The sequence below is a fragment of the Lentibacter sp. genome (assembly GCF_029254145.1).
GTDB lineage: Bacteria > Pseudomonadota > Alphaproteobacteria > Rhodobacterales > Rhodobacteraceae > Lentibacter.
This window is the reverse complement of record NZ_JAQWYD010000084.1, coordinates 1-26,489: the sequence shown is the minus strand read 5'-3', so window position 1 is coordinate 26,489 and position 26,489 is coordinate 1. Positions and strand designations below refer to the sequence as shown.

General features: G+C 55.2%; 24 protein-coding genes and 1 tRNA gene. 14 read left to right on the top strand and 11 right to left on the bottom strand.

What is annotated here, in order from left to right; genetic code table 11:
- Positions 1–244, bottom strand: a 244-nt coding sequence (locus P8O11_RS09960) for a PHP domain-containing protein (protein ID WP_300293947.1), incomplete at its 3' end; no start/stop codon positions are given.
- Between the two features lie 241 nt (positions 245–485).
- Here P8O11_RS09960 and P8O11_RS09955 point away from each other — a divergent pair.
- From P8O11_RS09955 to P8O11_RS09910, 10 genes are all read left to right on the top strand, one after another.
- Complete coding sequence (locus P8O11_RS09955) at positions 486–1,070, top strand: dimethylsulfonioproprionate lyase family protein (protein WP_300293946.1); 585 nt, start codon at positions 486–488, stop codon at positions 1,068–1,070.
- 297 nt (positions 1,071–1,367) lie between these two features.
- The gene (locus tag P8O11_RS09950; RefSeq protein ID WP_300293944.1) at positions 1,368–2,885 is read left to right on the top strand and encodes an ABC transporter ATP-binding protein; all 1,518 of its coding nucleotides are present in this window, start codon (positions 1,368–1,370) and stop codon (positions 2,883–2,885) included.
- Positions 2,878–3,960, top strand: a complete 1,083-nt coding sequence (locus P8O11_RS09945) for an ABC transporter permease (RefSeq protein ID WP_300293943.1) — start codon at positions 2,878–2,880, stop codon at positions 3,958–3,960. The genes P8O11_RS09950 and P8O11_RS09945 overlap by 8 nt, the downstream gene beginning before the upstream one ends.
- The gene (locus tag P8O11_RS09940) at positions 3,960–4,880 is read left to right on the top strand and encodes an ABC transporter permease (protein WP_300293942.1); all 921 of its coding nucleotides are present in this window, start codon (positions 3,960–3,962) and stop codon (positions 4,878–4,880) included. The genes P8O11_RS09945 and P8O11_RS09940 overlap by 1 nt, the downstream gene beginning before the upstream one ends.
- Positions 4,881–4,924: 44 nt before the next feature.
- Positions 4,925–5,998, top strand: a complete 1,074-nt coding sequence (locus tag P8O11_RS09935; RefSeq protein WP_089887057.1) for a BMP family ABC transporter substrate-binding protein — start codon at positions 4,925–4,927, stop codon at positions 5,996–5,998.
- Between the two features lie 97 nt (positions 5,999–6,095).
- On the top strand, positions 6,096–7,175 hold the full coding sequence (locus tag P8O11_RS09930) for an FAD-binding oxidoreductase (RefSeq protein WP_300293941.1): 1,080 nt from the start codon (positions 6,096–6,098) through the stop codon (positions 7,173–7,175).
- Positions 7,172–7,831 (top strand): DUF938 domain-containing protein, encoded by a 660-nt coding sequence (locus tag P8O11_RS09925; protein ID WP_300293940.1) that lies wholly within the window; start codon positions 7,172–7,174, stop codon positions 7,829–7,831. Before P8O11_RS09930 ends, P8O11_RS09925 begins: the two co-directional genes overlap by 4 nt.
- 66 nt (positions 7,832–7,897) lie before the next feature.
- Positions 7,898–8,233: a carboxymuconolactone decarboxylase family protein gene (locus P8O11_RS09920; protein WP_300293939.1), complete on the top strand. Its 336-nt coding sequence runs from the start codon at positions 7,898–7,900 to the stop codon at positions 8,231–8,233.
- A 61-nt stretch (positions 8,234–8,294) separates the two neighbouring features.
- Complete coding sequence (locus P8O11_RS09915) at positions 8,295–8,729, top strand: EF-hand domain-containing protein (protein WP_300293938.1); 435 nt, start codon at positions 8,295–8,297, stop codon at positions 8,727–8,729.
- A gap of 94 nt (positions 8,730–8,823) precedes the next feature.
- Positions 8,824–9,564, top strand: a complete 741-nt coding sequence (locus P8O11_RS09910; protein WP_300293937.1) for a GH25 family lysozyme — start codon at positions 8,824–8,826, stop codon at positions 9,562–9,564.
- A gap of 94 nt (positions 9,565–9,658) precedes the next feature.
- On the opposite strand, the gene P8O11_RS09905 is transcribed toward P8O11_RS09910, so the two are convergent.
- The 3 genes from P8O11_RS09905 to P8O11_RS09895 form a co-directional block, all read right to left on the bottom strand.
- The gene (locus P8O11_RS09905; protein WP_300293936.1) at positions 9,659–12,166 is read right to left on the bottom strand and encodes an FAD-dependent oxidoreductase; all 2,508 of its coding nucleotides are present in this window, start codon (positions 12,164–12,166) and stop codon (positions 9,659–9,661) included.
- 406 nt (positions 12,167–12,572) lie between these two features.
- The gene (gene ggt / locus P8O11_RS09900) at positions 12,573–14,363 is read right to left on the bottom strand and encodes a gamma-glutamyltransferase (protein ID WP_300293949.1); all 1,791 of its coding nucleotides are present in this window, start codon (positions 14,361–14,363) and stop codon (positions 12,573–12,575) included.
- A 54-nt stretch (positions 14,364–14,417) separates the two neighbouring features.
- Positions 14,418–15,404 (bottom strand): D-glycerate dehydrogenase, encoded by a 987-nt coding sequence (locus P8O11_RS09895; RefSeq protein ID WP_300293935.1) that lies wholly within the window; start codon positions 15,402–15,404, stop codon positions 14,418–14,420.
- Positions 15,405–15,517: 113 nt separating this feature from the next.
- On the opposite strand from P8O11_RS09895, the gene P8O11_RS09890 reads away from it, so the two are divergent.
- Together P8O11_RS09890 and P8O11_RS09885 are read left to right on the top strand one after the other, a co-directional pair.
- Positions 15,518–16,015, top strand: a complete 498-nt coding sequence (locus P8O11_RS09890; protein ID WP_300293934.1) for an SH3 domain-containing protein — start codon at positions 15,518–15,520, stop codon at positions 16,013–16,015.
- 83 nt (positions 16,016–16,098) lie between these two features.
- Positions 16,099–16,173 (top strand) — tRNA-Gln (locus P8O11_RS09885).
- A gap of 64 nt (positions 16,174–16,237) precedes the next feature.
- Here P8O11_RS09885 and P8O11_RS09880 read toward each other — a convergent pair.
- The 6 genes from P8O11_RS09880 to P8O11_RS09855 form a co-directional block, all read right to left on the bottom strand.
- The gene (locus P8O11_RS09880; RefSeq protein WP_300293933.1) at positions 16,238–17,578 is read right to left on the bottom strand and encodes an MmgE/PrpD family protein; all 1,341 of its coding nucleotides are present in this window, start codon (positions 17,576–17,578) and stop codon (positions 16,238–16,240) included.
- A gap of 92 nt (positions 17,579–17,670) precedes the next feature.
- Positions 17,671–19,347, bottom strand: a complete 1,677-nt coding sequence (locus P8O11_RS09875; protein ID WP_300293932.1) for an amidohydrolase — start codon at positions 19,345–19,347, stop codon at positions 17,671–17,673.
- A 55-nt stretch (positions 19,348–19,402) separates the two neighbouring features.
- Positions 19,403–20,422, bottom strand: coding sequence for an extracellular solute-binding protein (locus P8O11_RS09870; RefSeq protein WP_089887041.1), 1,020 nt, complete (start codon positions 20,420–20,422; stop codon positions 19,403–19,405).
- 34 nt (positions 20,423–20,456) lie between these two features.
- Entirely contained in the window at positions 20,457–21,263 is an 807-nt protein-coding gene (locus P8O11_RS09865) for an ABC transporter permease (RefSeq protein WP_300293931.1), read from the bottom strand.
- Positions 21,256–22,167: an ABC transporter permease gene (locus P8O11_RS09860; protein ID WP_300293930.1), complete on the bottom strand. Its 912-nt coding sequence runs from the start codon at positions 22,165–22,167 to the stop codon at positions 21,256–21,258. The genes P8O11_RS09865 and P8O11_RS09860 overlap by 8 nt, the downstream gene beginning before the upstream one ends.
- A 3-nt stretch (positions 22,168–22,170) precedes the next feature.
- On the bottom strand, positions 22,171–23,232 hold the full coding sequence (locus P8O11_RS09855) for an ABC transporter ATP-binding protein (RefSeq protein ID WP_300293948.1): 1,062 nt from the start codon (positions 23,230–23,232) through the stop codon (positions 22,171–22,173).
- Between the two features lie 170 nt (positions 23,233–23,402).
- Here P8O11_RS09855 and P8O11_RS09850 point away from each other — a divergent pair, with 170 nt between their 5' ends.
- On the top strand, positions 23,403–24,200 hold the full coding sequence (locus tag P8O11_RS09850) for a helix-turn-helix transcriptional regulator (protein ID WP_300293928.1): 798 nt from the start codon (positions 23,403–23,405) through the stop codon (positions 24,198–24,200).
- Here P8O11_RS09850 and P8O11_RS09845 read toward each other — a convergent pair.
- Positions 24,184–25,089, bottom strand: a complete 906-nt coding sequence (locus P8O11_RS09845) for a hydrogen peroxide-inducible genes activator (RefSeq protein WP_300293927.1) — start codon at positions 25,087–25,089, stop codon at positions 24,184–24,186. The two genes, P8O11_RS09850 and P8O11_RS09845, sit on opposite strands and share 17 nt — an antisense overlap.
- Before the next feature lie 125 nt (positions 25,090–25,214).
- On the opposite strand from P8O11_RS09845, the gene P8O11_RS09840 reads away from it, so the two are divergent.
- On the top strand, positions 25,215–26,489 hold a 1,275-nt coding region (locus P8O11_RS09840), incomplete at its 3' end, for a peroxidase family protein (protein ID WP_367186870.1).

Genomic DNA, 26,489 nt, shown 5'->3' with positions numbered 1-26,489 from the left:
CACCGGGCTCAAGCTTGTGATACCTCAGATCAACCTGACAGCCGATGATCGGCTGAAGGCCCGCGCCCTTGGCCGCTTCCGAGAATTCAAGCGCACAGAACATATTGTTCGTGTCCGTCACCGCCACAGCGGGCATCCCCATGTCCGTGCAAAGCTGCGGCAGCTTCTTCAGCCGCACCGCCCCCTCCAAAAGAGAGTATTCGGTATGGACGCGCAGATGGATGAATCGGGGTGTATTGCTCATGGCGAGACCCTAGCCGCCCCGCGCCAGACTGAAAAGCATCAAGACGCCCCCCACATCACTGTTTGCCCGTCGCCCTCGTTTCCTCTTTCTCTAAATATCCCGGGGCGTGCGGGGGCTGACCCCAAGCCGCGCAGGCCAGAGCCCAGCCAAACCTCCGATTGCGACCTCCAACACATCCAATCCCCGACATTATGTCGCTTCCCTACAAGACCACCGCCGACCACTGCTCAAACGTGAACCTATGGAACATAAACACATCACCCAGAATTTGCTTCATACGGTGCAAGCAGCCTATTGCGGCAACGCCGATATGACCAATTTTGCGCCCTTTCCGGATGACATCAAACCACAGGCCGTCGCGCCGCTGCATGAACACTGTTGTGACGTTTTCTTGAATGACACAGGTCTTCGATCAGAACGGTATCACGACCTTCAACAAGCAATCCGCAATGCAAGCGAAGTCGTTCATTGGCGCGACACCTACAAAGGCACAGATATCAGTGATGACTTCATGGCTCGCTTCGGATGTTACTGTATCATAGGCGATGATGCTCCCTTCACATCAAACTCCATACGTCTCTGGATGGTCTACATGCCGCCGCATCTCTATTACCCATGGCACAACCACCCCGCCGAAGAGATGTATATGGTTGTATCAGGGTCTGCCGCCTTCAGGCGCAAGGGCTGCCCCGAAGAGGAGCTTCTCGAAGGGGACACCTCGTTCCATACAAGCAACCAGCCCCATGCGATGGAGACGTTTGAAACGCCCGTCTTGTGCCTCGTGGCGTGGCGCGACAATTTCCATGCTCCGCCAGAGCTAACATAAAGGCGGCAATGCCCGCAGACCCCCTCTCAGTACGGCCCACCGAACGCCGCGTTATACATTTTTCGCCCAAAAAATTAACAAACAGGCGGTGTACAGGTTGTGCACGGGTTGTGCACGCATATCACCCCCTGTTATTTCTCCCGTATTAACGAATTAACTTTTCGACTTTCGCCAAATTATTGAAAGAGCTCACCAAGAGGGCGGCCATTCGAATCTTGCATGAAACAGGCTTTCAGCATTTGATGACCCGCAACAAATAAAGCGCATCCGATGGGGCCACCCGGAAAGGAAAACTGCGTGACAGGGACATTGCTAAAGATAGAGGGCCTCACCAAGGCCTACCCCGGTGTCGTTGCAAACGACAGTGTTTCTTTTGAGATAAAATACGGCGAAGTGCATGCTTTGCTTGGAGAAAATGGCGCTGGCAAGTCGACACTCGTCAAAATGATCTACGGCCTCGTAAAGCCCGACAGCGGCACAATGCTGATGAATGGCGCGCCCTTCGCACCCCCCGAACCCCGCGCCGCCCGCGCCTCAGGCGTGGCCATGGTGTTTCAACATTTCTCGCTCTTTGACGCCTTGAATGTCGCCGAAAACATTGCGCTCGGAATGGAGCAACCACCAGCAATGCGTGATCTGGCCGAGAAAATCCGTACCGTCTCAGAAGACTACGGCCTCCCGCTTGACCCCTATAAAACCGTCGGAGACCTCTCCGCAGGAGAGCGGCAACGCGTTGAAATCATTCGCTGTTTGCTACAAGATCCTAAGCTCTTGATCATGGACGAGCCCACCTCGGTTCTCACGCCGCAGGAGGTTGAAATCCTGTTTGAGACCCTGCGCAAACTCACAGCCGAAGGCGTGGCGATCCTTTATATCTCTCATAAACTCGAAGAAATTCGCGCCCTCTGCGACGCCGCCACAATCCTGCGCCTTGGCAAAAATGTCGGAACCTGCATCCCCGCCGAAACCAGCGCCCGCGACATGGCCGAGCTCATGGTCGGAACAGAACTCCAGACCCCAAAAAGCGCAGGCGCCGCACTTGGCGATGTAGTCCTTGATATATCAGGACTTTCCATGCCCTCGCCCAGCGCCTTCGGGACGCCATTGCGCAACATTCACCTGCGTCTGCGATCAGGAGAAGTACTCGGCATTGGTGGTGTGGCTGGCAACGGCCAAGACGAACTCCTGCTGGCACTGTCAGGAGAGATGCGAACAGCCCATGACGCCGTCAAGCTCAAGGGCGAACCCATCGGGCAATTGGCCCCCAATGCCCGCCGCATGCGCGGGCTTCTTACCGCCCCAGAAGAACGCCTAGGCCATGCCGCCGCTCCCAACATGAGCCTCACAGAAAACGCTCTCCTCACAGGCAATACACGCCGCGGCCTGTCAAGTCGTGGCTTCCTGAAGTGGGCCAAAGCACGCAGTTTTGCTGAGGAAATCATCGAAAAATTTGATGTCCGCACCCCTGGCCCAGACAATGCTGCACGCTCGCTTTCTGGCGGCAATTTGCAGAAATTTGTGATAGGACGTGAGGTCTTGCAAGACCCCGATGTGCTGATCGTCAACCAGCCCACATGGGGCGTTGATGCCTCCGCTGCTGCGAGTATCCGCCAAGCGATCCTTGATCTGGCAGCCGGCGGCACGGCCGTCATTGTCATCAGCCAAGACCTCGACGAACTGATGGAAGTCGCCGATAACTTTGCTGCCCTCAACGAGGGCCGCCTCACAGAAACCCGCCCGACCCAAGGCCTGACCATCGATGAAATCGGCCTCATGATGGGCGGGGCCCACGGAATGGAGGTGGCCCATGTTTAAACTCGAAAAACGCCCGCAGCCGTCCAAGGCTTTTGCTTACCTCACCCCAATACTCGCCATCATCGCTACGATGATCGCAGGCGGCCTACTCTTTATGGCTCTTGGGAAAAACCCTTTTGAGGCCATACGAACCATCTTCTGGGATCCACTCTTTGGTGAGTTTGCATTTTATTATCGCCCCCAGCTTCTCGTCAAAGGTGGCCCCCTGATCCTGATCGCAATCGGCCTTTCACTGGGCTTTCGAGCGGGGATTTGGAACATTGGCGCAGAAGGCCAGTATATCATTGGAGCCATCTGTGGTGCAGGCGTGGGCCTTGCGTTTTACCCCATGGAGGCTTGGTATATCTTCCCACTAATGATAGCCGCAGGCGCCTTTGGTGGCTGGGCTTGGGCAATGATTCCTGCGCTCTTAAAAGTAAAGTTTCAAACCAATGAAATTCTTGTTTCATTGATGCTGGTCTATGTCGCCGAGCAGCTTCTTGCCTCGATGTCATTGGGCTTACTCAAGAACCCGGACGGCCACGGCTTCCCAGGCTCGCGCAACTTGAAAGACTACCCAAGCGCCTTCAACGACGAAATCATCACAGGTTCGGGCATGCACTGGGGTGTCCTGGCAGCGTTTATCGCAGTCATTTTCGCCTATATCCTGCTCAATCGTCACATGCTGGGTTTTTCTATCCGCCTGACAGGGGAAGCGCCGCGTGCAGCAAAGTTTTCCTCGGTCAATCCAACGCGCCTGATCCTCTTTTGCCTCGGCATGTCAGGTGCGCTGGCTGGGCTTGCAGGCATGTTCGAAGTTTCGGGGCCTGCGGGCCAGATCAGCATTGATTTTAACACAGGCTACGGCTTTACAGCGATCATTGTCGCCTTCCTGGGGCGCCTACATCCTGTCGGCATCCTTTTTGCAGGCCTTCTTATGGCTCTCACATATATCGGTGGTGAAATTGCACAAGCAAATCTCGGGCTCCCGGCAGCCGCAATTCAGCTGTTCCAAGGCATGCTGCTCTTTTTCCTACTCGCCGTCGACTTGCTCACAAATTATAGCATCAAACGCGTAAAGACGGAGGCCGTGTAATGGACCTGTCTGCAATCAATCCCGCCCTTCTGATCGCATCACTGCTCGTGGCCGCTACACCCATCTTGCTGGCTGGCATAGGCGAGCTCGTTGTCGAGCGCGCGGGCGTACTTAACCTAGGCGTTGAGGGGATGATGATCACTGGAGCGATCTGCGGCTTCATGGCAACAATCATCACAGGCTCACCAGCCTTGGGCTTCATATTCGCAGCCATCGGTGGTGCAGCACTGTCATTTCTCTTCGCACTTCTCACGCAATATGCCTTGGCCAATCAGGTCGCATCGGGTCTCGCATTGACGCTCTTTGGCCTCGGCCTATCCTCGCTCTTGGGGCAGGACTATGTCGGCCTCAAGCCCCCATCGACTCCCAAGCTCGACATACCGATCCTTTCGGATTTGCCTTTCTTGGGCACAGTGCTCTTCAGCCATGATGTTATCGTTTATCTCGGTATCGCCCTTGTCGCCTCCGTCTGGGCCACGCTGAAATATACCCGTGTCGGCCTCGTTTTGCGCGCTGTGGGAGAAAACCACGATGCCGCACATGCGCTTGGCTACAAAGTCGTGCGCATTCGCGTGCTGGCAATCATGTTCGGCGGAGCCTGTGCCGGCCTTGGCGGTGCCTACATCAGCCTCATTCGTGTTCCACAATGGACAGAAGGTATGACAGCGGGCGCAGGCTGGATCGCCCTCGCGTTAGTCGTATTTGCCAGCTGGAAGCCATGGCGCGTTTTGCTCGGTGCTTGGCTTTTCGGCGGCGTGACCGTTTTACAGCTTAATTTACAGGCAGCAGGCGTCGCAATTCCTGTCGAATACTTGTCGATGTCACCTTATATCATCACAATCCTTGTGCTTGTGATTATGTCCGCTGACAAATCACGTGCACCGGCTTCACTCGGTCGCATCTTCCACGCCTCGAGCTAATGCTTTAAGTTAACCACAGAATCCAACCTGGGAGACCACAGACTATGAAACTTACTCACCTTCTCGCCACAGCTGCCGTGGCGCTCGGCATGGCCACAAGTGCCTTCGCTGAAGACAAAACCAAAGTCGGCTTTGTCTATGTTGGCCCCGTCGGCGACGGCGGCTGGACCTATGAGCACAACAAAGGCCGCCTCGCTGTCGAAGCGGAGTTCGGCGATAAAGTCGAAACCGTTTTCGTTGAAAGCGTCCCAGAGGGCGCAGACGCCGAGCGTGTGATGACACAGATGGCCCTGCAAGGCGCCGATCTGATTTTCACAACGTCTTTTGGCTACATGGATCCAACAATCAATGTCGCAAAGAAATTCCCTGACGTGAAATTTGAGCACGCAACAGGCTACAAAACAGCCGAAAACGTCTCTGTTTACTCTGCACGCTTCTACGAAGGTCGTGCAATTCAGGGCCACATCGCTGGAAACATGACAGAAAGCAACATCATCGGCTATATCGGTTCGTTCCCGATCCCCGAAGTTATCCGCGGCATCAACTCAGCCTTCATTCACGCGCGCAAGGTAAACCCTGACGTGGAGTTCAAAATTGTTTGGGCCTACACATGGTTTGACCCAGCCAAAGAAGCGGATGCTGCCAAAGTTCTGATCGAACAAGGCGCAGATGTGATCCTGCAACATACCGACTCAACAGCCCCACTCGCAGCCGCAGCCGCAGCTGGCAATGTTGTTGGCTTCGGTCAAGCGTCTGACATGGCCGAGTTTAAAGATGGCCCACGCGTTTCATCAATCATCGATGATTGGGCGCCCTACTACATCGCGCGCACAAAAGCCGTGATGGACGGAACGTGGGAAACAATGAGCACATGGGACGGCATCGGCGCTGGCATGGTTGGCATTGGTGAAATCACAGACAAAGTACCAGCCAATGTAAAAGCCGAAGCGCTTGCCATGAAAGCCGCTCTCGCAGATGGCAGCTACCACGCGTTCACTGGTCCGATCAACAAACAGGACGGTTCTGCTTGGCTCGCCGAAGGTGAAACAGCTGACGATGGAACGCTTGCAGGTATGAACTTCTACGTTGAAGGCATCGAAGGCGAAATTCCACAGTAAGCCTCACTAGGTTGAAATCAGAAAGCCCCGCCTCACAGCGGGGCTTTTTTTGTGCCACAGCTTGTGCCAGAAGTGTCTCGTAACAGGAGCATATCGAATGCACGACATTATCGTTATCGGCGGTGGAATCGCGGGCACATCAGTCGCCGCGCGCCTCGCCCCTCACGCCAAAGTGCTGTTGCTCGAAGCGGAAACAGCGCTCGCCTATCATGCCTCTGGCCGCTCTGCTGCGCTATATGAGAGCAACTATGGTCTGCCCACGACGGTCGCGCTCAGCAAAGCGAGCAGTGACTATTTTCATACAGCAAACGGCGGATATCTAAGCCCACGCGGCCTCATGATCACTGCACGCGCTGACGAATTTGACGCCTTCCAGAAAGACAGTGAGACACTCGGCCTTGAAGTCATCAGCCCTACTGAAGCTCTTCAAATGCTGCCAATCCTCAACCCCGAAAAACTCGCTCACGCCTCCTATCACGCCGCCGCGTGGGATATTGATACCGACCGCATGGTACAGGATTTTGCGCGTGAGCTGCGCGCCCATGGCGGCGAGATCAAACTCGGCGCTCCCGTGAAATCTATTGCGCACAATGGCGCGGGATGGGTCCTTGAAACGCCCGTCGGCAGCTATCAAGCAAAGCTCATTGTGAATGCATCCGGCGCTTGGGTTGATGAGATCGCCAAACTGGCAGGGCTTGCCCCACTAGGCTTTACCCCCCTTCGTAGGTCGATGGCTCGTATCCCCGCACCTGGCGGGCACGATGTTTCAACCTGGCCCATGTTCTTTGGCGTTGGTGAAAGTTGGTACGCCAAGCCTGATGCAGGCTCGCTGATTGTTTCTCCCGCAGAAGAAGACCCAATGCCACCCATGGATGCCTGGGCCGACGATATGGTACTTGCAGAAGGTCTAGCCCGTTACGAAGAGCTCGTGACCGAACCCGTTACACGGATCGAGGCGAATTGGGCGGGCCTGCGCACTTTCTCACCTGATCGGGCGCTGACGATCGGCTTTCATACCGACGCTCCTGATTTTTTCTGGCACGCTGGTCATGGGGGCTATGGCTTCCAAACGGCGCCCGCAGCAAGCCAGTTGGCCGCTGATCTGATCCTCGGACAGGCGCGCCAGCTTGACGCCAAGACCTGCGCTGCGCTCAGCCCTGAAAGGTTTGCCCAATGAGCACACCCCGCGATCTCTCCGCTGTTTCGGGGTATGCCGAAGACGAAGGCAACGGACGCCTTTTCTCCCCGTCTGCCGCACGCAACATCAAGCCCATTGCAGATGTCCTCGCCCACCATGCACCAAAAGCAGGGCAAGCCCTCGAAATTGCCAGCGGCACAGGTCAGCATGTTGCTATTTTTGCGGGGCGCCTCCCCAATCTCGTCTGGCAGCCGACCGAAATCGATGCAACCCGCTTAACGAGCGTTAATGCTTGGGCTGAGCATTCTGGCGAACTCAATATTTTGCCCGCCATACCCCTCAACGCCACTCAAAAAGGCTGGGGAGCCGCTCATGCTGGCCAAGACCTAATCACCCTATCAAATCTACTCCACCTGATCAGTGAAACTGAAGCCCAAACGCTGATTTCGGAAGCGGGCAAAGCCTTGGCACCCCAAGGGGTTTTCCATATCTATGGCCCCTTCATGCGCGATGGCGAAACCACATCAGCGGGTGACGCAGAGTTTCACGCAAAACTTCAGGCCCAAGACCCGGATGTCGGCTACAAAGACGATTGGGACGTGATCGACTGGATACACACCTCGGGTATGGACCTAGTTCAGGTCTTGGAAATGCCGTCAAACAATATTTCCTTCGTCGCAACGCGACCTTTCTGATCTAGGTCAAATCTGACAAGCAATACTCGTGGTCTTCCTTCGAAAAATACATCGAAGGATCAGAATATGACTTGGCAAACCAAACTTGACAGTACCCGCGATCAGCTCCGCGGATTGAATAAAACCATTCCAGACACAACCCGTGCTTTCGGCGCCTTGGGAACGGCCGTCAAAGAGGGTGGAACGCTCGACTTCAAAACAAAAGAGTTTGTCGCTTTGGGTATCGCCGTTGTGAAGCAATGCGATGCTTGTATCGCTCTCCACGTCGAGACACTGATCAAATCGGGCGCAAGCCGCGACGAAGTGAGCGACGTCCTCGCAATGTTCATCCAGATGGGTGGGGGACCAGCCATGATGTATGCCGCCAAAGCGCTTGAGTGCTTTGATGAGCTCGCCCAATAAAAGTGCGACGGAATTCAGACCGAGCTGCGTTTGACGCTCAGAAACAAAAATTGGACATACAATGAAACTTCTCCTCACAACTGCCGCCATTCTTTTGAGTGCAAGCACCGCCTTCGCAAGCGGCCACGGCAACCCTGGCGCACATTTTATCGAAAACTGGGACACAAACGGCGACGCCATTGTTACCCTTGAGGAGGCCACAGAGCGCCGCGCGGATGTGTTCAATGCTTTTGATGCCGACAGTGATGATATCCTGAACGCCGAAGAATACGATCAATTCGACGAAGCCCGCGCCAACGACATGAAAGAGAATGGAATGGGTGCTGGCAAGGGCAAGAACAATCCCGCCAATGGAATGGCGCGGGAGTACACCGATCAGGACAGCAACGGTCAGGTGAGCCGCGAGGAGTTCATCGCCTCTGTGCCAGATTGGTTCGCCCAAATTGACAAAAATAGCGATGGCGTGGTCACAAAAGACGACTTCGCAAAGCGTTGATCCGCCGAGCTGGAGAGCTTGCGGAGCGACACTGTTGACCCCAAGTCAATAAGCCCTGACCTTGGCAACACTCCTCTTGTTTTGGGTGTTGCCTATGGTTCGTCTGTGTGTCCTGTTCTTGTTGCTCTTCAGCTCGCCAGCTCTGGCGGGACCCCAGTTTGACGACAATGACCCCGTCGTCTTCAATGCGCCCGCGCCACATCAATTCCCGGTTCACGGCATCGACGCAGCCAGATTTCAAGACAGCATAAACTGGCGCAAAGCCCATAAGGCTGGTGTCCGCTTCGCCTTTGTTAAAGCCACAGAAGGTAGTGATTTGCTCGACCCTATGTTCGCATCTCACTGGCGCGGTGCACGGCGCGCAAATGTCCCCGTCGGCGCCTACCACTTCTACTACTTTTGTACGCCAGCCCGCGTGCAGGCCCGTTGGTTCATCAAAAATGTGCCCAAGTCCAAGGGCGCACTGCCTCCCGTTGTCGATATGGAATGGAATCCGTTCTCTCCAAGCTGCAAACTGCGCCCACCAGCGGGCCAAGTCCGTCGCAACATGCGTATCTTCATGGCGATGCTCGAAAAGCATTACGGCCAGCGTCCCATAATTTACACGACACCTGTTTTCTTCAAAGAAAACGACCTTGGCCGCCTCAAAGGAGAAGAGTTCTGGCTGCGTTCCACGGCCAAAACACCCGCAGAAGCCTACCCCGGACAAGATTGGCACTTCTGGCAGTACACCAGCACAGGTGTGATCGACGGTATAGACGGCGGCGTGGATATCAATCTGTTCAACGGATCACGGAAAGATTGGCAGAACTGGCTCAGAAACCGCGCCCACTAAGCTGCGACTCTGCTTTTTTCTTTCCCCAAATATCCCGGGGGTGTGGGGGCAGAGCCCCCACCCGGTCGGATTTGCAACGCAAATTCGAACTCCCTCAGCCGTCCTTACGGATCGTCTCGTTCTTGGGGTCATAAGGGCTATCGCATGTCACAACCGCGTCCCAAAGCTTGTCCTGCATTTTGACTTTGAGCTTCGTGCCTTCCACTGCCAGCTCTGGCTTCACATAGCCCATGCCGATCGATGTCTCAAAAGCCACAGAATAGCCGCCAGACGTCAAACGCCCCACGCGTGTCCCGTCTTCACTATAGAGCACTTCACGGCCCCAAGGGTCTGCATCAGATGGCCCGTCAATAAGCAGGGTGCATGCCTTCGAGCGAATGCCCTTTTCCACCATCGCCTCTTTGCCATGGAACTCTTTTTCAAGATCAATAAAGCGCGGCAAGTCCGCCTCGGTAGGTGTCGCATCACGGCCAAGCTCGTTGCCAAAGGCACGGTAGCTTTTCTCCTGCCGTAGCCAGTTCTGAGCACGTGCACCGACCAGCTTCATACCATGCGGCTCCCCTGCTTTCTCAAGGAGATCAAACAGGTAGTTCTGCATTTCGATCGGGTGGTGCAGTTCCCAGCCAAGCTCGCCTGTATACGCCACTCGGATAGCATTTACAGGGCACATACCCAGCTCAATTTGCTTTGCAGATAGCCAAGGGAAGCGCTTGTTTGTGAGCGCAGTTTCTGGGTCAGCATCGTTAATCACAGCCTTCAAGACATCACGCGACTTTGGACCCGCAATCGCAAAAACGCCCCACTGGCTCGTCACATCCTGAATTTCGATGTAGCCAAAGTCGTCCATCTTGCTCTCTGCAGCCTTGCGCAGATAGTCCGCATCATACTCCGTCCAAGCCCCTGCGGAAACGAGGTAATAGTTGTCCTCTCCATTGCGCACGATGGTATATTCGGTGCGCGTGGTGCCATGGGCTGTCAGGGCGTAAGTCAGATTGATACGGCCAATTTTTGGCAGCTTGTTACAGGTAAACCAGTCCAGAAACGCCGTTGCGCCGGGCCCTTTGACAACATGTTTGCTAAACGCCGTCGCATCAATCAGGCCAACACCTTCACGGATCGCTTTGGCTTCATCCACAGCATATTGCCACCAGCCACCACGGCGGAAAGAGCGGGCATCATGGTCAAAGTTATCTGCGGCATCAAGCGGGCCATAGTAGTTGGGCCGCTCCCAACCGTTCACAAAGCCAAACTGTGCACCACGTGCCTTCTGGCGCTCATACGCTGGCGCCGTGCGCAGCGGGCGACACGCAGGGCGCTCTTCGTCAGGGTGGTGCAGAATATAAACGTGATCATAGCATTCTTCGTTTTTGCGCGCGGCAAATTCTGTGGTCATCCAGTTGGAAGAATAACGCTTGGGATCAAGGCTCGCCATGTCGATCTCGGCTTCGCCCTCAACCATCATCTGCGCAAGGTAATAGCCGGTACCACCAGCAGCCGTGATGCCAAAGCTAAAGCCTTCCGCAAGCCACATATTGTGCAGTCCTGGTGCTGGCCCAACGAGCGGGTTTCCGTCTGGCGTATAGCAAATCGGGCCGTTGAAATCGTCTTTCAAACCGCTTTCCTCACACGAAGGAATACGATGAATCATAGCCATATACTGCTCTTCGATACGGTCCAGTGCGAGCGGAAATAGATCTGCGCGGAAGCTGTCAGGGACACCATGCTCAAAGACAGCGGGCGCGTTTTTCTCATAGACGCCAAGGATCCAGCCACCGCGCTCCTCGCGCACATAAGACTGCGCGTCCGCATCGCGGATAACAGGATGCTCAACACCGCCCTCGGCGCGAAACTTAACAAGCGCGGGGTCTTGATCCATCACGATGAACTGGTGCTCAACGGGAATGGCGGGCATCTTGATCCCCAGCATTTTTGCCGTGCGCTGCGCGTGGTTGCCTGACGCCGTTACAACGTGCTCGGCTGTCACGACGATCTGCTCGTCTGAGGGCACAAGATTGCCGCCCTTTTCAACCATCTTGGAAAGGGTCACTTCCCAATGCGTACCATTCCAATGGAAGGCATCAGCCTGCCACTTCCGCTCGATCATCACACCGCGCTGGCGCGCGCCCTTGGCCATGGCCTGGGTCACATCGGCAGGGTTAATATAGCCGTCAGTGTTGTGATAAATCGCACCCTTAAGGTCTTCCGTGCGGATGAGCGGCCAGCGCTCCTTGATTTGATCAGGGGTCAGCCATTCATAGGACACACCACAAGTTTCTGCTGTCGAGGCATAGAGCATATATTCGTCCATACGCTCTTGCGTCTGCGCCATGCGCAGGTTCCCGACCACGGCGAAGCCTGCATTCAGGCCTGTTTCAGCTTCAAGCTGTTTGTAAAACTCGACCGAGTATTGATGAATATGCGTCGTCGCATATGACATGTTGAAGAGAGGCAGAAGGCCAGCAGCATGCCATGTGGAACCAGAGGTAAGCTCGTCGCGTTCAATGAGCATAACATCGTCCCAACCCGCTTTTGCGAGGTGATAAGCGATAGAGGTGCCAACAGCACCGCCTCCGACAACAAGAGCTTTAACTTGGGTTTTCATGAGCCGACTCCATAGGCATACGTTGCACATGATATGACGCAAAGCCGAAGCCAAGCGAAGCAGACTCCCGACTGGTTAGGGATAAAAACGACTTCTATCAGCGCCCTCAAGAACATGCGCCGCATATTCCGCAGCGTGGCGGCTCGTTGAAGCGATCAGTCCCAGGCTTTACAGAATGTACCCCCGCCGCAGCTGATACCCGACCCGCGCGAAGGGTTGTAGTCGATTCCCCACGGCCTCGTCCGACACCCCGGTCTCTTTTCGGACACTGGCCGACAGCCAAACGAGCGGAGTACCCAGCCACCCTATTCCCCTCAAATTGCCTCGTTTGGTTTTCCGTAAATAGATAGTCTCATTCTTACGTAAAAATATGACGAGTATATAAGGCGATCATGGTGATTTCGTGCTAATCCCCGAGCACAATTCCTTCACGGCGAGGGTCTGCGCCGCCTGTGAGTATATTTTCATCAACCACAATCATGTGCAGGCCAGAATTGAGAGCGCGGATACCGACTTCATATCCCATGGCGCGCAGGGGCTCAGCGAGCGCCTCGGCAGATGTGCCTTCCTCTATGTCATAAGCGCCGAAGCGGTTGATGAGATGCGGCAGGCCGACAGCGGCCTGAGGGTTTAGGCCCCAGTCAAGATGAGCCACAAGCGTCTTGGCGACATAAGGGATGATACGCGATCCACCCGGGCTTCCGACAACAACAGCAAGCTTGCCATCTTTCAAAACGATTGTCGGGGCCATAGAACTGCGCGGGCGCTTGCCTGGCTCCACACGATTGGCAATTGGCACGCCGTCGCGGTGCGATCGGAAGGAAAAATCTGTAAGCTCGTTGTTGAGTAGAAAGCCACCGACCATGAGCCGCGAGCCGAACGCGTTTTCAATCGTTGTGGTCACGGAAAGACCATTCCCAAAGCTGTCGACAATCGAGATATGCGATGTCGAGGGCAGCTCGATCGCCTCATCATCAGCCAGAATAAGACTGTGATCAAACTCTGGCTCCCCTGCGTTGACGGCCCCAAGCGCTGTGTTACCCCGCAAAAGCTCGGCACGCTGGCGCAAGTATTCAGCCGCGAGCAGGCCCTCAACAGGCACAGGCACATAGTCACTGTCTGCAATATATCGTCCACGATCGGCAAAGCTCAGGCGGCTGGCATCACCAATCAACCGCCATGCGCGCGCCTCCTCTGGCGCACCTAAGTCATAGGCCTCAAGCAGACCAAGCGTTTGGCCCACACTGATTCCTCCTGACGAGGGTGGGCCCATCCCGCAAACATCATGCCCGCGATAAGCCACACACACGGGCGCACGCTCGCGCACTTGATAGAGTGCAAAATCAACCTCACTCAAGACGCCTGCGTTGTCTGGGGCATTTCGCACCTTCTCAACAATCGCCTTGGCGATCGCACCAGTATAGAACGGCTTCACACCGTTGTCCGCCAGAGCCCGCAGGCTCTCAGCATAGGCTGCATTGCGATGCAGCTGCCCCGCTGTTACAGCCCTACCGCCTGGAAAGAAATAGCCCTGCGCGACAGGATCACGCGCCAGGCGTTCGGCATCGGCCGACACCATGGCCGCAAGCCGTGGAGAAACGATAAAGCCATCTACGGCAAGCGCAATCCCCCGCGCAAACAAGCTAGCCCACGAGCTGCTCCCCCAGCGCCGATGTGCCTCTTGCATCAGAGCTGGCGTGCCCGGAACCCCGACAGAACGCCCCCCGACAACAGCATCAAAGAACTTAAGAGGTTCGCCTTCGGCATCCTGAAACAGAGTGGGCCGCGCCTCCAATGGGGCCGTCTCGCGTCCATCAAGGGTCGTGATCTCACCAGTCTTTGCGTCAAACCAAAGCAAAAACGCTCCACCACCAAGACCCGAGCTTTGCGGCTCAACAAGCCCCAAAACAGCCTGTACAGCAACCATCGCATCGGCAGCGGTTCCACCTTCGGCAAGAATAGCCGCGCCAGCCTCGGCCGCATATGGGTTTGCTGCAGCAATCATCCAGCGCTCTGCTCGCGTGGCTACACCTGACGCTTTAGTCGCCTGCGCCTCACGGACAGCTTCGTTTAATGAATATCCGCCGAGTTCAGTCGCGTTCTCAGGCGCGACATCATCCGCGACTTGCTGTGCAACAAGAGAAGCCCCGCTCATAAAAAGCGTTGTAACCAAAGCCAGACTGCCGACGTATTTCATCAAGAGGTCTTCCTTTCTGATGCCATCAGCCGCTCAACACATAGCGCGCCAGCACTAGAGCATAGATGGCACAACCTGATCAGGCGGGCGGTGCCCGTCTGCAAATGTCTTGATATTGATGATGACTTTTTCACCCATCTCAAGACGTCCTTCGAGCGTCGCACTGGCCATATGCGGGAGCAGCACAACATTGTTCAGATTGCGCAACTCGGAGTTTGCTTCACCTTCGTGTTCAAAGACATCAAGCCCCGCACCCGAAATATCGCCAGACTTCAAAAGGCGCGTCAAAGCGGGTTCATCAATGACCTCACCCCGAGAGGTGTTGATAATAACAGCGCCGTCTTTCATGAGCTTGAGACGCCGCGCATTCATCAGGTGAAACGTCGAGGGTGTATGCGGGCAATTCACCGAAATCACATCCATCCGCGCCACCATTTGATCGAGACTTTCCCAATAGGTCGCCTCAAACGCTGCTTCCGTCTCTTCGCGCAAACGACGACGGTTGTGATAATGGATCTGCATACCAAACGCCCGTGCACGCCGCGCAACCGCTTGGCCAACACGCCCCATTCCCAAAATCCCGAGTCGCTTGCCGCTCACCCGCGTGCCGAGAAGCGCCGTTGGCGAAAAGCCGGAGAAGCCACCGTCTTTGATCTGCTGCAATCCTTCGGGAATACGGCGCGTCACAGACATCATAAGCGCCATAGTCATATCCGCCGTGTCATCCGCCGAAACACCCGGAGTATTGGACACAAGAATGCCCCGCTGCAAGGCGCTCGCGACGTCAATATGGTCGAACCCTGCGCCAAAGTTGGCAATCAGTTTGAGCCGCTCCCCAGCGCGCGCGAGCAAATTGGCGTCAATCGTGTCCGTCAAGGTCGGAACAAGAATATCTGCCTCAGCCATCGCCTTGGCCAGCTCGTCACGGCTCATTGGCGTATCATCCTCGCGCAGTGTCACATCGAACAGTTCTTTCATTCGTGTTTCAACAGGCTCGGGCAGGCGTCGCGTCACAACAACACTCAGGCGTCCAGATGGCATGGGCAAGCTCCATTCGCTTTTCTTTTTTGTGCGTTACTGGCAAAGTGGACGATAGATAGCCGAGGCACAAGAACCCAACGGCAAAAAAGCTAGTAGTGAACGCAGGCAAGAGCATGATCCGATATCTCACAGCCATTTCTTTGGCGCTGATGGTTTACGTCGCAACCGCAAGTGCAGAAACTCTGCGCGGCAGCGTAACCAATCTGCCTATCCCCCGCTTTGTCTCTATCAAATCTGACGAATGCAATGTTCGCCGCGGCCCATCCCTTAGTCACAAAATCGACTGGGTTTTCACCCGCAAAGGTATGCCCGTCGAGATCACGGCCGAATACGGCCACTGGCGCCGCGTCCGCGACCGCGATGGTGTGGGCGGCTGGGTCCACTACTCCCTTTTGTCAGGGTCGCGCAATGTGATCATTGAGGAAGACATGCTGTCCCTCCACATCCGCCCGAATCCCGACACCCAAGTTGCAGCACGTCTCGAAATGGGTGTGATTGCGCGCCTCAACGAATGCAGCGAGGGCTGGTGCAGACTTACGGCTGGCGGATACAAAGGCTGGGCCCCGCAAAAAGCGCTCTGGGGCATCAAAGAAAACGAAATCGTTGAATAAACAGCCGCCTCAGACCTAGTTTTGAAAAATTTTCATATCAGGCTTGAAAGCACCGCCTCTTGCGAGTAACTAGCGCTCAGAGTTGGGATGTGGCCTAGCGGTAGGGCAACTGTTTTTGGTACAGTAGATCGTAGGTTCGAATCCTACCATCCCAGCCAATCACTCTTAAAAGCAACAATATGACGCGTGCCTGCGGGCAAAAGCGTTTTGTTAGCCCTTTGCCTAGCGCACGGACGTTGCGTCAAACAAAAGTGACAGAATCTCCGCAAACTTTACCTCTGGCTCGAGCAAGCGCGCACGCGCTTTCCAAATCGCTTTGGACCGCGCCTGAGGCAAAGCTGCACAGAAATTGAAGAACTTCGTTTCAACTTCGGCCAGCTCCATGGGCGCTTCAGGCCCGCCGCGCGCATGCACATCTCCAGACTGAAGGCTGCGTCCATCCTTCAAAGTCAGCGTCACATCCGACCAACGCCCAATTGGGAAACGTTGCGAATGGCGGTGCTCTTCGTACACGTTGATCTTTTTGAGCGCCGCTGCCACAGCCTTGTCCTTGAGCCCATCACCCGAAATATGCTCTGGCCCTATGTGCCCATGGACAAGCCGCGTTGCGAGAGCAAACCCAAGCGAATACTGCGCCTGCGAGGTCGTCTCTGGCAGCCCTGCAAAAAGCTCGGCCGATTCTGCAAAGGTGCGCACGTCAATACGTTCGATATCTCCCTCACCCAGCTGATGCGCTTTGAGCAATCCTCCAAGCGCATCAATCGCCGCATGAGCCCAGCGGCAGATCGGGTAGGGCTTGATGTAATTCAGCTCAACGGTCCAAAGTTGCCCCAAATCGGCCCAATGCGCAGAAGCCTCTTCAGCCTCCACGGTAATCGCGGGCGCACCCGTAAAACCGTCTTCTGCCATCAGCACAGCCATTGTCCCCACAAGCGCACCCATGCCTGAACCGTCATGAAGCATGGTGGGTGTTGCGATTTCACGCATCATCTGGCTGCGGGGCCCGTGGTACTCGGCTATGCCAAGCGCTTGGCGCAGCACTTCGGGGCCATCACCACGCAACCTGCAACCAAGAGCCGCAACGCCCAGCGCATTCCACGCACCCGAAGTATGATAGTCGCTCACGCTCGCATGTAGCGAAATCGCAGCTCGAGCCGACACTTCGTAAGACATGGCTAAGGCCTCAAGCGCCGCGCGCCCGCTCAGCTCTGGCATCCTCTCGGCAAACGCACAGAGCGCAGGCACAACCGCACAGCCAATATGCCCCTTGGTTGGGTTGTACCCGTCATGCCCGTCCAGATTGTCAATTTGTGTCGCAAGCGCGAAAGAGGCACCTGTGATGGACGCTTTGCGGCCATCAAACAAAAGCGTTGCCGCATCGCTCGGATCGGACGCAGCCTGAAAACGTACGGCATGGTCCCGCGCGATCCGACCCGCCTCCATGCTCGCGGCACCTGCCGCCACACCAATCGTATCAATCAACAAAGTCGCGCTCATCTCAAGCGCACTGTCAGGCACATCAATCGGTCCCAAAACAAAATCAGCTATCTCGTTATACGTCATGATACCCCCCCCAAAAAATATTTGAGGCCATGCCCCACAGTCAAATCCTGAGCGGCATGCTTTTATCGCGTCAATGGGTTTTGCGTCACGCTTTAGCGCTCAAACGTCACTTTCCCGTCGCAAATCGTAATCATAGCAGCCGCTGCATTGATGACATCGGGCTGCAGCATGCTCAGATCATGGCTCATCACAGCGACATCCGCCATCATTCCCACGCTTAACTGCCCCTTGCGATCTTCTCTGAACTCGGCCCAGGCGTTGCATTTGGTGTAGCTCTCGAGCGTATCCTCAAGTGTCTGCGCCTGATCTCGCCACAGCGCTCCGAGCTTCTGTGGTGCAACCGCCGCTTTGATATTGGTCATCACATCCACAGGGATCACGGGCCAATCTGTCGAGAAAATAACTTTAGCACCTGTCTCGCGAATATCCTGCCACGCGTAGGCCCCTGCAATCTGATGATCATGCAGATATTGTCCGACGCCCGTTGGAGGAAAATACCCTCCAAACGGCGCATGACCTGGCTGGATGGAGGCTACAATGCCAAGCTTTGCAAGCCGCGGAATATCGCTCGGATGCATCACTTCCAAATGCTCAATACGATGTCGGCTGTCGCGCACACCATTGGCGTTTTGCACCGCTTCATAGGCATCAATCGTGCGCCGCACCCCCGCATCACCAATCGCATGCACCGCGATCTGAAAGCCGAGACGGTCCGCCTCGATACAAGCGGCCACAAAGTGCTCCTGCGTAAAAACTTCATCGCCCATGTTCCCGCCCGCTCCCATCTCTCCGGGATAAGGCTCAAGCATAAGGGCTGTGCCACTCTCGACCACACCGTCGATAAACATCTTCAAATGCGAGGAGCGCACCATATCGCCTTGAAAGCGCTCGCGCATCGCAGGCGCTTCCGCCGCAATCCGCTCAATCGCGTCTGTGCCCTTGAAGTGAAACGGCACTTCACAGCGGCACAAGAGCCGCCCCTCGGCCTCAAGCTCGCTCAACAGCTCGGCCTGATAGACATTTCCGTCCATTAGATGAAGCCCAGTGATGCCCTGCTCAGCGCAATGTATAAGCCCTTGAGCAATTACATCCTTGTCCATCTCACGCTCGGCATCGCTTGGGGCTGGCACAGGGTCTTTGCCCGTGGTCAGCCCCATCATTTCTCGCCCCCCGTGCCGCGTCAGCGCAAGTACAGGGCTATAGGCCCCCGGCTCAAGAAGCTCGCCGCTCGCCAAGCCATCCTCGCCCATCACAATCATTGAGCCCGCATCAACTGTCCCGCCCTGAAGCAAGCCCGCAAGCTCAAGCGCTGCGGTATTGGCCCATACCGTATGATGATCAGGCGCAAACATTGCCAAGGGCCGTTCTGGTAAAATATAGTCAAGGTCATGCCGCGTTGGCGTCTTGCCAGTCCCCAGAATTCCATAATCACACATCACACAGAAAACGAGCTGATCCTCTACATTCTCCGCCGCATAATGCCTGATCGCCTGAGCCATATTCTCCAGCCCATGCAACCCGTAAAGGTTAAGACAGCTCAACTCGACAGAGCCACCAAACAGATGTACATGGCTGTCGATAAAGCCCGGCAAAACTGTGCCGCCTTTGGCGTCGATGAGGCGTGTCTCGGGCGCCGCTAAAGCAAGAATATCATCCGTGCTGCCAACTGCCGTGATCACACCACCCGCAATCGCAAGCGCTTCGGCCTGTGGCTGCTCCGCGTCAAAAGTCATCAACGCGCCGTTGAAAATAATAATGTCGGGGGTCATTTCGCTCTCCGCAAAAGAAAAACGGCCCCGTCACTTTGACGGGGCCGCATGGTGTTTATTTCTGAAGTTCAGTCCAAATTGCTGTGTAGAGCTTGGTTGCCTCTGGCGGGCAAGTCTTGGCCACATAGGCAGCCGCTTTCAGCTCCGCTGGGACAACAATCTCAGGAGACGTTTTCATGTCTTCTGGCATAAAGGCTTCAGAGCCAGCGATCCCGTTTGCATAGCGTGCAAACGATGACAGCATCGCCGCGTTTTCAGGGTCCATGATAAAGTTAAGGAAGGTTTTGGCTTCATCAACGTTCTTTGCGTCAGACAGGATCGCTGCATTGTCCATCCAGACAGGAAAGCCTGTTTGCGGATAACCAAAACCGATGTCAGCGTTCTTCTCACGTGCGCGGAAAGAAGCACCGTTCCAGTTCACACCTGCAGCCACATCGCCCGCCGCAAACTTTTCGATCATGCCATAGTCCATAGAAAGCCAGTTCGGCTTAGCGGCCTGCAACGTGTCACGCACTTTCATAAGGACTTCTTTGTCCGCCGTGCACTGCTCGCCTCCCACATAGTGAATGGCCATACCCATGACATCGTTCATCTCGGGCACAACATTGATCTTGCCCTTGAGCTCCTCGGGCGGATCAAAGATCACAGCTGCGGTATTGATGTCGCCACCATAGATCGCGGTGTTCACTGTCACACCAACGGTGCCCCACTGCCAAGGCACAGTATAGTTGCGCCCTTTGTCGAACTCGACATCAACCCACTGAGGGTCCATGTGCTTGAAGTTTTCCATCTCGTTGGGTTTTGACTCCATCAGCAGACCTTCACCAACAAAGATCGGTACGTAAGTTCCCGATGGAACCACAATATCAAACCCGTGCCCGCCAGCCTTGATTTTGGCGAGTGCTGTGTCGTTGCTGTCATAGTCGGTGATCGTCACTTTGATGCCCGTCTCGGCCTCAAATTTTGTGATCATCTCGGGCGATGTGTAGTTGCCCCAGTTGTAGATATTGAGCTCGCCGTCCGCATAAGCGGGACTCGCCAGCACCAGTGCCATAGCTACCATTGTTTTTTTCATTGTGTAGTCTCCCTGTGGTTGGTTTTGGGTTGGTCTAGTTTCTTATTTTACTCAGCAGCGTGAACCCGATCACCATCGTGACCGAAATTCCAATCAACACTGTCGAGATTGCGTTGATCTCAGGCGTGATCACGCGGCGCAATTGTCCCAGCATGTAGGTGGGCAAAGTGTCTTGCCCCGCTGATTTGACAAACTCGGTGATCACAACGTCATCCAAAGAAATCACAAAAGCCAGCATCGCACCTGCCAGTATCCCCGGCCAAAGCTGAGGCAGCGTGATACGGCGAAACGCCTGAAATGGCGTCGCGTAGAGGTCCGCTGCCGCCTGCTCAAGGCTGAGATCCATACCCTGAAGCCGCGCACGGATAGGCAGGTAAGCAAACGGAATACAGAAGGCCGCATGCGCGATAATCAGATACAAAAGCCCCGAATACCCTGTCGCCACCTTGATCATTGCAAAGAAGATCAGAAGCGCCACAGCCGTCACAATTTCAGGAACCATGAGCGGCTGGTTGATCATAGCAAACACAGCCCCCTGCCCCTTAAACTTGCGCGTACGCGTGGTCGCGAGGGCCGCCAAAACGGCCACAGTTGTTGAAATCAAGGAGGCCCAAACCGCAATGATCAGACTGCGCACAGTCGCCTCCTGCACCAGCTCGTTTTCCCAAGCCGACTGATACCAGCGCCAAGAAAACCCCTCCCAGATCGCAATCGAGCTGCCTGAGTTAAAGGAATAAGCGACCAACAAAAGGATCGGCAGATAGAGAAGCACAAAGCATGCCACAGCTATTGTCGCAAAGCCCGTTTGACGGCGGATGTTGAAGCCTTTCCGCTCAGCCATGCTTCACCTCCTCGTTCCCGACTGCGCGCACATAAGTGAGCAGCGCAACCATAACAATCGCCAACAAAGTAATCGAAAGCGCCGCCCCAAGCGGCCAGTTGCGCCCCTGCCCAAACTGAAGCTCGATAAGGTTGCCAAGCATAAGCTGATTGCCCCCGCCTAAAACCCGCGGTGTCACATAAGCTCCAAGCGAGGGCACAAAAACGAGGATTGACCCCGCAATCACCCCCGGCTTGACCAGCGGCAAGATCACACGGCGCAGCACTTTTAGGCGCGTAGCATAAAGATCATACCCCGCCTCAACGAGGCTGAAGTCGAGCCGCTCCATCGAGGCATACAGCGGCAAAACCATCAGTGGCAGATAGACATAGACCATGCCCACGGCGATCGCGAATTCGGTGTAAAGCATTTGGATCGGCTCATCGATCAACCCAAACGCCAGCAATACTGTGTTCAGCGTCCCTTCGTTGCGGATCAGCTCAACAATAGCAAAGGTTCGAATCAATAGATTGGTCCAGAAGGGAATAATGATCAGCAGCATCCAGAAGTCGCGCTGTTTTTTGGGGCGAGTGGCGATAAAATAGGCCGTCGGAAACCCGAAAAAGATACAGGCCAAAGTGGTCATCAGCGAGAGCTTTACAGAACGCCAGAAGATGCTGAGGTGCGCATCCGAAAACCCGAGAGTGTCGTCAAAAATATCCCGCTGCATAACGACGTTAAACCAAGCATCTGTTGAGAAAGTCCACTCAACACCGCCATAATCGCCCGCCGATAGAAACGAGTAGACAAGCGTGATCAAAAGAGGCCCGCTGGCAGCAAACAAAAGAATAATCAGCGCAGGCGCAAGCAGCATCCATCGCACGCGTGAGACCCTCTTGGCTTCCTTCTGGGACAGATCAGCCATGCCTCAATCCCTCAATACCTGCGCGACGCCCGCGCCAAACGTCACCCCAACCCGCGCACCTCTCTCGAATTGCGCAGCCGTATCCGGGCTATTTTGCGTTCGGATCACAAAGGCTGTCCCGTCATCCAGTCCCACATGATAATGCGTGTCCGTCCCAAAATAGACCACATTGCCCAGCGTCCCAGCCAAAACCCCGTCCACTTCACGCACCAACGAGGCGTGCTCGGGGCGGATCGCCAGCGTCACTTGCCCGCTGACATCTGAGCCCTCGTGAACACGCGCAGTTATCATTTGCCCAGAGGCTAGCCGAACAGTCCCAGTCTGCTCTTCAGTGGAAACAAGCTCCGCAGGGAGAAAATTCGTATCCCCAATAAAATCGGCAACAAACCGTTCTGCAGGGTGGTCATAAATATCACGGGGCCGGCCGATCTGGCGGATAGAGCCTGCACTCATCACAGCAATACGGTCTGACATCGTCAGCGCTTCTTCTTGATCATGGGTCACAAAAATAAAGGTAATACCCGTTTCAGTCTGAAGCCGCTTCAGCTCAAGTTGCATCTCCTTACGCAGCTTGAAATCCAGCGCACTCAAAGGCTCGTCGAGCAACAAAACCTTGGGCTTTGGCGCCAGCGCCCGCGCAAGCGCAACGCGCTGCTGTTGCCCGCCAGAGATTTGCCCGGTCTGGCGGTCCGCCATCTCAGTCATTTTGACGAGCTCCATCATCTCTTCGACTGTCGCCTTAATCTCAGCCTTCGGCCTGCCAAGCATTTCAAGCCCAAAGCCAATATTTTGGGCAACCGTCAAATGTGGAAAAAGCGCATAACTCTGAAACACAGTATTCACGGGCCGCTTGTAAGGCGGCAAATCCAGCAGATCCTCGCCAAACATACCAAGCGCCCCGGAGGTCGGATGTTCAAATCCAGCAATCAAGCGCAAAAGCGTGGTCTTGCCGCAGCCCGATGGCCCCAAAAGCGTGAAAAACTCGTTATCCTCGATCTCAAGGCTCGCATCAGCCAAAGCCACAACAGGCGGCTGGCCAGCATAAACTTTACGCAAGTTTCTCACGCTAATGGCTGTACTCAAGTTCAAATCTCCCAGTCTGCGTGCTGTTGTCGGACAACCTCTTTTAGATGCAAAACACGTCGTTCTTTTTTCAAGCCTACGCCGAATACCTCTTCATGTAATACCCCGATTGGGGTATTTTTTACCCAGTAATTTGACCAAAGGGGGTATAATTGCCTGAAAAACTCTCACAAAGAGATGTCGTCCGCCTGCGTAAGGCTATGGCAAATTCACAGAACGATTCCTTTTTCAAACACCTAAAAAACCTCCTGCGCGCGAAGCTTCGATTCGATACTTTGTTAATATTGCAGTTCAATCCGAATGGCGCACCGCGCTTTCTAGATGGCTGGTTGCGCCGCACAGCGATGCTCCAAGTCGCTATGGAACAATACCTGATGGGCGCCTATCGGCTCGACCCCTTCTACCAGTTTGACACGCTAAACGAGGGCGGAGCGATGTATCGCTTGTCCGAGATCGCCCCAGACCGCTTTTTTACAAGCGAGTATTACCTGCAGTATTATCGCCAAACGAAACTCTGTGACGAGATAGGGCTACTGATCCCCCTTCCTTCGGGAGACATCGCCCATATTTCGATCAGTCGCCGCGAAGAAACACGACCCTTCCGACGCAAAGAGCTTCAATGTCTGAGACATTTCAGCCCAATCCTCCTCGAAATGCTGAAAGCGCACTGCATATACCGCGCAACTCAGCCTTCGCCCATTGCCACATTGCCCGCCCGTCACCTGTCGCAAATCATTCAAACGGAAGCCGCAGAAGCACTCGGGGTAAAGCTAACCAAGCGTGAAACCCAAATCGCAGGACTTGTCTTGCAAGGCCACTCAAACGCCTCAGCCGCGCTTAAGCTCGGGATGGCCTATGAAACCGCCAAGGTTCATCGCCGCAATATCTATCGCAAGCTAAGCATTTCCTCCCAGCAAGAGCTGTTTTCGCTCTTCAAAGAGGTTCTTTAGTATACGCAGCCGCATCCCGTACGACGCCCGCCACCTCTCGCAGCTGATCAATAAGCGGGCTGCTTTTGCGCCAAATCATACCAACGCTCCGCATGGGTTCGGGCGAAGCAAACCGCGCCAAAGAGACGGAGGCAGAGCGCGTCTCAACTGGCACTGCCATCTCTGGAATAAGCGTCACACCCATACCCGCGCCAACCATCTGGACCAAAGTGGACAGCGAGCTCGCGTCAAAGCCGTCACGCGGGCGCATCTGCGGGATCGAACACACTGAAAGCGCCTGATCCCGAAAGCAATGACCCTCCTCCAGAAGCAAAAGCCGCATCTGGCTCAGACTGTCTGCACTCGGCACTGGCAATCCCGCCTCGTCCTCTGGGCGGACCAAGACAAAGCTCTCCTCAAACAGAGGAACTTCCTCAAAACTGGGCTCCGAAACTGGCAAGGCAAGGATCGCTGTATCAAGCCGCCCTTCATCAAGCTCTTCCAGAAGCTTGGAGGTCAGTGTTTCACGCACCTGAATATCAAGCCGCGGATATCTCGCCGCCAATGCTTTAAAAATCCGAGGCAAAAGATAAGGCGCAATTGTCGGAATAACGCCGAGCCGCAACCGGCCGCTAAACTCTTCCTGCGCCTTGCGCGCCATTTCCTCAAGTTCTTCCGCACCACGCAAAACACCTCGCGCATGACGGCCAAAATCCTCACCAAACGCCGTAAGCCTGACCTGCCGTGCCCCGCGCTCGAACAGCGCCATGCCAAGCTGGGCTTCAAGTTCCTTGATTTGCATCGAGAGCGCCGGCTGCGACACAGAGCAAAGCTCCGCCGCACGGCCAAAATGCCCCTGACCCGCAAGAGCCTCAAAATAGCGCAGCTGTTTCAAAGTGATGTTTGCCATAAGTAAAAATTATCAAACCGATTAGAAAATGCAACTTATTCCTATCAAACTTCTGGGTTAGAATAATTCTAGGAAACGCAAGATTCGGCGCAAACGCGCCCCTCACAGTATCAGGGAGATATGACATGGACGGAAACAACGTAGGCAAATGCCCCGTCATGCACGGCGCAGCCAGCATGAACACCCGCTCAAATCGCGACTGGTGGCCAAACCAGCTCAACCTCAAAATCCTGCACCAGCATGATCGCAAGTCAGACCCCATGGGCGAAGGCTTTGACTACGCTGCCGAGTTCAAAAAACTTGATCTTGCAGCGCTCAAGTCCGATCTGACGGCCCTCATGACAGACAGCCAAGACTGGTGGCCCGCAGACTACGGGCACTACGGCCCGTTCTTTATCCGCATGGCGTGGCACGCAGCAGGCACATACCGCACAGCCGACGGCCGCGGCGGCGCAGGGACAGGCAACCAACGCTTCGCTCCCCTCAACAGCTGGCCTGACAACGGCAACCTCGACAAGGCCCGCCGCCTTCTCTGGCCAATCAAACAAAAGTACGGCAACAAAATCTCATGGGCTGATCTCTTCGTCCTCACAGGCAATGTAGCCATCGAAAGCATGGGCGGACCAACCTTCGGCTTCGCAGGCGGACGCCCCGACATCTGGGCACCTGAAGAAGACATCTACTGGGGTGACGAAGACGAATGGCTCGCAGATGGTCGCTACTCAGGCGATCGCGAATTGGCCAATCCTCTCGCCGCCGTACAAATGGGTCTGATCTACGTTAACCCAGAAGGCCCCAACGGCAATCCTGACCCAGTCGCCTCTGGGCGTGACATCCGCGAGACATTCGCGCGCATGGCCATGAACGATGAAGAAACCGTTGCCCTCACAGCAGGCGGCCACACCTTCGGCAAAGCACACGGCGCAGGTGACCCTACTCTTGTGGGCGCAGACCCAGAAAGCGCACCAATTGAACAAATGGGCTTCGGCTGGAAGAACAGCCACAAGTCAGGCAAAGGCATCGACACCACAACATCAGGCATCGAAGGCCCATGGACTGCCAACCCGATCCAGTGGGACAACGGCTATTTTGACCTGCTCTTCGGCTATGAGTGGGAGCTCACCAAGTCGCCCGCGGGCGCACATATCTGGCACCCGATTGGTCTCAAAGACGAAGACTTCGCCTTTGAAGTTGATGGCTCCGACAACAAAGTCATCCCAATGATGACAACAGCCGACATGGCGATGCGTATGGATCCGGCCTATGAGAAAATCTCGCGCCGTTTCCACGAAAACCCTGATCAATTTGCCGACGCTTGGGCGCGCGCATGGTTCAAGCTCACACACCGTGATATGGGACCAAAAGTGCGCTACCTCGGTTCCGAGGTTCCTGCCGAAGAC